Origin of the sequence: Rhizobium centroccidentale, assembly GCF_030182565.1 — a bacterium.
Lineage (GTDB): Bacteria > Pseudomonadota > Alphaproteobacteria > Rhizobiales > Rhizobiaceae > Rhizobium.
Genome location: NZ_JAQJCG010000047.1, coordinates 1 through 6,956, shown reverse-complemented (window position 1 = coordinate 6,956; position 6,956 = coordinate 1). Strand labels below are relative to the sequence as shown.

Annotated in this window: 2 protein-coding genes; both read right to left on the bottom strand. The window is 55.6% G+C overall.

The annotated features are described in order from the left end of the window. Nucleotides 1–156: 156 nt before the first annotated feature. Complete coding sequence (locus PH562_RS30420; RefSeq protein ID WP_113232196.1) at nucleotides 157–3,138, bottom strand: AAA family ATPase; 2,982 nt, start codon at nucleotides 3,136–3,138, stop codon at nucleotides 157–159. A 10-nt stretch (nucleotides 3,139–3,148) separates the two neighbouring features. Continuing rightward, the gene (locus tag PH562_RS30415) at nucleotides 3,149–6,091 is read right to left on the bottom strand and encodes an NAD(P)-binding protein (RefSeq protein ID WP_285177601.1); all 2,943 of its coding nucleotides are present in this window, start codon (nucleotides 6,089–6,091) and stop codon (nucleotides 3,149–3,151) included. Between the last annotated feature and the right edge of the window lie 865 nt (nucleotides 6,092–6,956).

The following is a 6,956-nucleotide window of genomic DNA, read 5'->3' as shown; positions in this document are numbered from 1 at the left end:
GAGCAGGCCCTTCCTGACTCCGCGACACCATCATTGTGAGGGACGACCACCAGACCCACAAACCTGGCTGGCGGGCTCCGCCCGTTACGCCATCTAGCTCTTTATTTTCCCACAATTCCGGACGGAAAACCGCTGCGCACTTTTCCTGGAATTACTCTAATCGTTTCCAAGCGGGTGAGATGGAACCGTACCGGACAGCACGCTCAAACGTTCGGCATTCACGTCATCAAGAGGGTCGATGCGCGCAATCGCGCCCCTGGCACGCATCTCCCATAGGTGGGCCGCTTGCATTTGTGCGGTGCGCGCGGCAAGCTGATAAAAATTCAGAGCCTCCGCCAAACGTCCCATGCGTTCATGGACGAAGCCGGTCAACCTTTGCCGTTCCGCTCGCCAGGCGCCCTCAGTCGTGCTGACCAAGCCTCTCATCGCTTCCGCAATATATTCCTGCGCCCGACGATCATCTCCATCCATTGCGCAGACTACCGCCAGCTTAGCGGACCAGTAGGGTATGCCAACACCGACGCCTATATGCTTTTGCACAGCGAGCGCTTGTTCCATCCGGACTCGGCAAGACGTGCTGCCGGTAGCCTCGAATTCGGTGATCGCCCTCCACATCCGGCCTGTCGCCGACCAAAAGGAGGCGCCCTGCCTGTCGGCGAGAAGGATGCCCCTCTGTATGCGGATCATTGCTGGCTCGAAATCGCCCATATAGCCGAGCGCGACACCGCCCCAGATGTCGATGAATGGCAGCATAAGCGGGATGTCGAGCATAGCCTGATGTGCATCGGCCTCGGCAACCAGTTCGCGGGCCAGCTGAAACTGGGCAGTTACTGCCGCGGAATGCGGGGAAAACGCCTGCGCGGTCGCCAGCAGATCCATTCCATATTTCGCCGCGAGAGGCGCATGGCGTTCGAACTCATAAAGCGCCTTTATTTTCTGCAGCGTCGAAAGCTGGGCATGAAACTTTCCGGAATAGAATTGAATCGCGTTGCGTGTTCCCAAGACAGCGAGTCGGTGTTCTGAAAGCCTTACCTCTTTCGGTATACGATGAAGCGCGTCTTGCATTCGCGATACCGTCGCAGCCGCTGCCTTGATGTGGCCGATGAGAACTTGGTAGGTGAAAATACCCCAGAATATGGCTAGGCTGTCGCCATCGATCCAATCGGTCTTTCTGAGATGCGAAAGGCTTTCCTCGTAAGTATCCAGTACCTCGGCGTCGGTGAAACCGCGCGTCTGCATGAGATTGGCGGCAAGATCCGCAAGAACATTTGCCTGCTGACGGCGAACGTCCTGGCCGGTTTGCTCTGATAGGCTTAGTAAACGCAGTGTCTCCCGCAATTGGCTTTCACCCTCCGCAAAGGCACCGAACGCCGTCGCATACCGCCCCATCCTGTGTCGGTGGTTCGCCGCGACAGAATAATCACCCGCAGCTTCACGATGATAGGCAATTTCCGCCATGACCTTGTCCCCGTCATGCGGATTGCCAAATTCATAAATGCCGGCAATTCGCCTGTGCAGGCTTGCACGGTGTTTACGAAGAAGTGTCCCATAGGCCGCCGCGCGAATAAGATCGTGCCGAAAGCCGACAACAGTAGTGTCAGTTCGCTGGAAGATCTCGGACCGGCAGAGCAGCGCAACATCGTCACGCACGACGTCCAGACCGACACCCAGGAGCTCGACAAGCATTCCCTCATCGAACCAACGTCCAATTACGGACGCGCCCTGAGCAACGCGCCGGGCTGAGCCGGAGCCATCAATCCATGCGGTTAATGCTCCAATCAGCGTTTCCGGAACGGTTCCGCGATCCGATATACGCCCCTCGTTGAGCTCGCGGAGGAGATGTTCGAGAAAAAGCGGGACGCCTTCAGACCGGGCAACAATTTCCTCCGCCAAGGCGATTGTGATCTCGTGCCCGCAGCATTGATGAACTGCGACACGGCAGTCAGCCACGCTCAGCTCGCCGACCGTCAGGATTGAGACTTTCAAATCTCCCAGGCCGTCCGTAAACTCAGGTCTGCTGCTCGCCAGCCATTGGATTGGGCAATCCGCCAGATCCTCCTGTAGCCGGCTGATCAATTGAAGCGTACTGTGATCTAGCCATTGCAAATCTTCTATGACGATCTGAATGGGGGCGTGTTTGGTAATTGCCTGAAAAGCCTCAGACAAGGCGTCAAAGGTTCGCTGAATAATAGCGCCCGGCGCTTCCCTAAGCTGCAGCGACGTCGCCGTTTCCGGGTGGCAAAGCGCTTTCAGATAATCGGTGTCCTGAGCATCAAGAGAGATACGATCATCCAGCTTCAGCCATTCTACGATTGGATATAGCACAGTGTTGCTTTGACGTTCCTCACCCTGCAGAACGATCCTCTTCTGCTCAGGAGGGCAGCGCAGATTGTGCTCGCGCAATATTCGACTTTTGCCGATTCCCGATCGTCCCACGAGAACACAAAGCGGACTCGCGCGACCGGAGCGCTGCACCGCTTGCCAAGTGGACGCAAGCTCTGCGAGCTCAGCGTCTCGGCCGAAAAACGCGAAGCTCTCGCCGGCCAACGGAACGATATTTTCAGTATCGAAGGCCCAAACTGGTTCCGGTTCGGAAAAACCTTTGAGCGAAAGATTGCCGACAAACCATGTTCCTGATTCACGCCGCAGCAAGCGATGCGTCAGGTCAGACATGTAGACTGAGCCGGCAGGGGCGCAGGCCTGCAGACGGGCGGCCAATACACCGCAAGAGCCGATAATCCTGGAGTTGGTGCCATCGAATTCTGCGACCACCTGTCCCGTCGCCAAACCTACGCGAATGGAAAGAATATCGCCCGCGACGACGATTTTCTTCGCCTTGGCAACAATTTCCCTTGCTGCCTCCGCCGCTCGATCTGCGGCGTCCGAAAAAGCGGTCGGAATGCCAAAATGCGCGACGATTCCGTCGGCGAGATATTCCGCCACGCGCCCATCCACAGCCTCGATCGCCGTCCTGGCGAGAAGATAGTACTGCTGGAGGATTTCCTGCAGATCTTCAGGATCGAGACGTAGCGCAATACCAGTATAGTTGACGATATCGGCGAAAAGCACGGTGACTTGTCGTCGTTCCTGCAATGTACTGGCTTCATTTGGATGGGGTATGCCTTCGGGCACCAACATGAATTCGGCCTCATTGCATCCAATTGAAGTCGAAAGGCCTCTGGGCAGCCGCGACGGTTTTAACCCGTGATGAATCGAACGGATTGCTCAGCGTCCAATTGGTCCAGCAGCGAAACGCTCCCGGCAGGCCATTTTCCTCCTCGCCTTCCTTGAAGGCGGGCGATATGAACCGCCCTGGTGGCAGCCCAATCCCATTTGTCGGATAAATATCGAGATGAGTTGCCACCGGCGCGGCAAATGCCGATCCAACGGAAAAATCGAAGGTCATCGCCTGCCAGGTTCCAAAGGGGCGGGGTGTTAAGATGGGAGCATCGAGCAACGCTCTAACAAGGCTGATATTGCCGAGGTCGACCAGCCGCCCGATCGGTGCGTGATCGAAGTACCGCATCTGCCAAATTGGCTGACTGTCCTCGCTTGTCGTACGATACAGGGAGCCATCCCATGCATTCTTGGCGAGCCTCTTGGCAAGCCCGTAGAAGAGCCGGCCTGAATAGGTCGCCAGGACATTGTTCAAAAACAATGCCGGCAGAAAACTGAATATCGTACCGTCTCCGTCTTCAATCTCGACGCAATTGATCGCCACGATATTCTCAAGATAGCTCTTGAAACCCAGTACCCGCGGCAGGAAGCTCGCCCGGACATTCGTCTGCTGATTAAATAAGAACGTTACTGGATGCGTCTTTGCAGGGGTTAGCGATTGTTTCGACAGGACAAGGCCGGGGGGAAGCATTTGCCTCACCCGTTCCACGGGAAGCGAATGGAAGCTGAAAACCCCCTCCATCGACCCCCGCAGAAATGCCGGTGTAAGAGGCCAATTCGCCTGAGGGGCAGCTATCGAAGATAGCAAGGCAGGCGCCGGCAGCGCGCTCGGCACCAGATCGAGCTCTCCGTAGATCGGCTCGGTCGAACCGGTAAACACCCTTGCGGCAGCCAATCCCGAAATTGTAGCTGCTTCGACGCAGCCCGCATTTAAGCCGCAAAGTGTCCAGTCGCCGGCGATGGCGAGATTGACGAAACCCGATTCGTCGGGATTCAGGCGATAGTCGACCGAACCTGGAACCGAAAGCACATAACGCTCGGAGCCATAGAAGTTTTGACGAAAATATTGATTGGCGAAGCGCGCCGCTTCGGATTGCCCCTCGAGAGAAACGAGCAGATTTCTGTCAAATCGGCCTTCAGCGTTGCTGGCATCAGGCCAAATCCGGATCAGATGTTCATCAGCCCATTGTGCCGCCTGCGCCTGCATGGACGGCATCGGAACCTCGGCATTTCTTGACGGCGAGCAAAAATAGGCGATCGATTGAGGGGCGGGATCAGGCCAGGTTTCGCGCACCAGCAGATGGCTCATGTCCGCCCAGGTATCGAGCGGCTCGGCGAAGGCAGTCATGACAGTCTGCATATTCGCCGGATTGAACTTGCTATACTGGTTATAGGTCCGCACTAACGCCGGCCATCCGGTCTCGGGTGTCGGCTTGTTCAGCCAGAATTGGACCGCACATGTGGCAACCGTCTCGACCTTTTCAAGCATTTGCCTCCAGCGCGGCGAAACCCGGGCAAGTTCCTTGGTCATAAAGGGGAGAGACGCCAGGGAGGCGCCAAGGATGACATCGTCAAAATCGATGCCGCGACGAAGGCTTTTCGCAACACCTGTTGGCTCCGGTGTTTTCTCAGACTCGAAGTCGATGCCGCTCTCACGCAGCTTTTCGCCATCGACCAGTTGCGCCCAATCCGGCTCGGAAGGCCAGCACGGCAGGCCCCTGACATCAAACAAGGGATCGTAAGAACCGGAGAGAACACGCGCTTGTTCCACGAGATCGATCCGCTCCACGGCATCGCACGACGTTGACAGTGCGAGATTGGTCACCGCATGGAAAAAGCTGAACTTTACCCCCTTCTGCTTGAGAACCTGATAGTAAGGCGCAAAGATCGTATCGCCCATCCCTGCCTGCATCTTGAAGAATAAGGCTTCCTTGTAAGTGAACGCCAGTCGCAGCAGGCCGCGCATCGCAGTGCCTGCACCGACGGCACGATCGTCACGTATGCCGGCCGGATATCCGAAGACGTAGTCATAACAACCACGAAACGCTGCGGAATTAACGGCTTGCTCGGAGGCACCATGCTTCCGCAGCCATGCCGTGCACTCCATGTTATCGATGGAATTGAAACCGCGGAGAAAAACCAGGTCGACCACCATCCCCGTCGCGAATGCTGTCCCGAGATCCAGCATGAAGTAAACCCTTCGCGCCACATCATCATTGATCCATTCGCCGGGCTTTATGCCGTCAAGCCAGATACGGATGCCTTTCAGGATCTCCAGGAGCTCGTCGATATCTTTTCCCGAATGCAAGCGGGCATCGTTTGGCATCGTCCGGGAATAAGCCAGGAGCCGATGCAATGGAACACGAACGTCACCTGCCCCACCTATCTGGCTCTCCGAGGGCAATTTGCCCTCAACAGAATCTGCCTGCCGGGCAAGAAACTCGACAACCAGTTTGAAATATTCAAAAGGTTGCGGCAACACGCCGCCGGTACCCGGCACTTTATCGTTTGACGGAAACTCAATGAACCAAGGCCTCCATTCCTGCGGAGAGGTATCCGGTACGTCCTCCGTAAGCATAAAGCTGTTCAAGGGTTTCAATGCTTTATCGAGAGTGCCAAGCGGAGCGTCGGGAGAGCGAAGCTTCAGCGCGACAAGCTCATCGTAACAAGAACGCATCAAGCGAAAGGCATTGTCGTAAAAACCAGCCCAGATGTGCAGGCCATGTTCCTCGATCCGATTTGCTTTCTCGCGATTGCGCCCACTCGCACACTTGCCGCCAAGTCTCCAACCGCGTTGATAAATGGTTATCTCATAACGTTGTTGCCAGTCGATCTGCTGCGTCAATGCATAAGCAGTAGTGATGGACGCGACCCCGCCTCCGATGATCGCGATCTTTTTCGTCACATGCGTCATGAATGCAGGCTCCCTGTCTCAAAACATTCATTGTGCAAACAATTCCATGAGCCCGACCCCGACAGACAACAAAGTCGCCAGCGGAGGCTGGACATAATCCGAATTCAGATTCACTTAACCCCGTGGCTGGCCTCCTGCGGCAGAGGAGATTCCCAAACTAAAGCGATTTTCGTCATTCCGATACCTCGCTCAGAATGCCCGCTGCCGCCTTCCTCACATTTATTTTTGTATTGCTAATATATTCTATTTCTGACGTCATTCCTCAAGAGAGCGACCATAGTCAGCTCAAGGCAAGATACTCATTTGACCACAATCTTTGCGAGCATGTGCCACAAGCCACGCCCTTATAAGTGAAATAGATGCACCAAAGTTGATAATTTCCCACCGATTTTCCAGAGGGCTAGAAATCAAGACAATTCGAGCCACGACACATGTCCAAAGCTATTCTCCCCAGGTGCCTCGTTGTGGGACACTTGCTCTTCCGTTTTCCCCGGCTTCGAAGTGAACCCCTCGCGCTAACCAACGGGGCCCTCTTGATGCAGCCCCATTACCGACCACGCCCAAAACGGCAGGCTCAAAGCAGCCCAGCCAATTGGCACGGGTGATGGACCGGGACTCTCGCTGTGAAATGATGTCCCTACCCTCATCCTGCACATGCTGACCGCGCGACTCAGCGGCCTCGAAGCGGAAGGGACTCAGAGCCGAGGTCGATTTCGGCACCTAATTTCGAATCTGGCCTGGAGCAATGGTTGGAGCACAAAGACGGCTAGAGCGTTTCATGTTTTGTTTGAAGCGTATCCTGCATTGACAAGATAATTGGTGCACTCGTCTGGACTGATTGTCTGGACGAGTGAGCCGAGATATC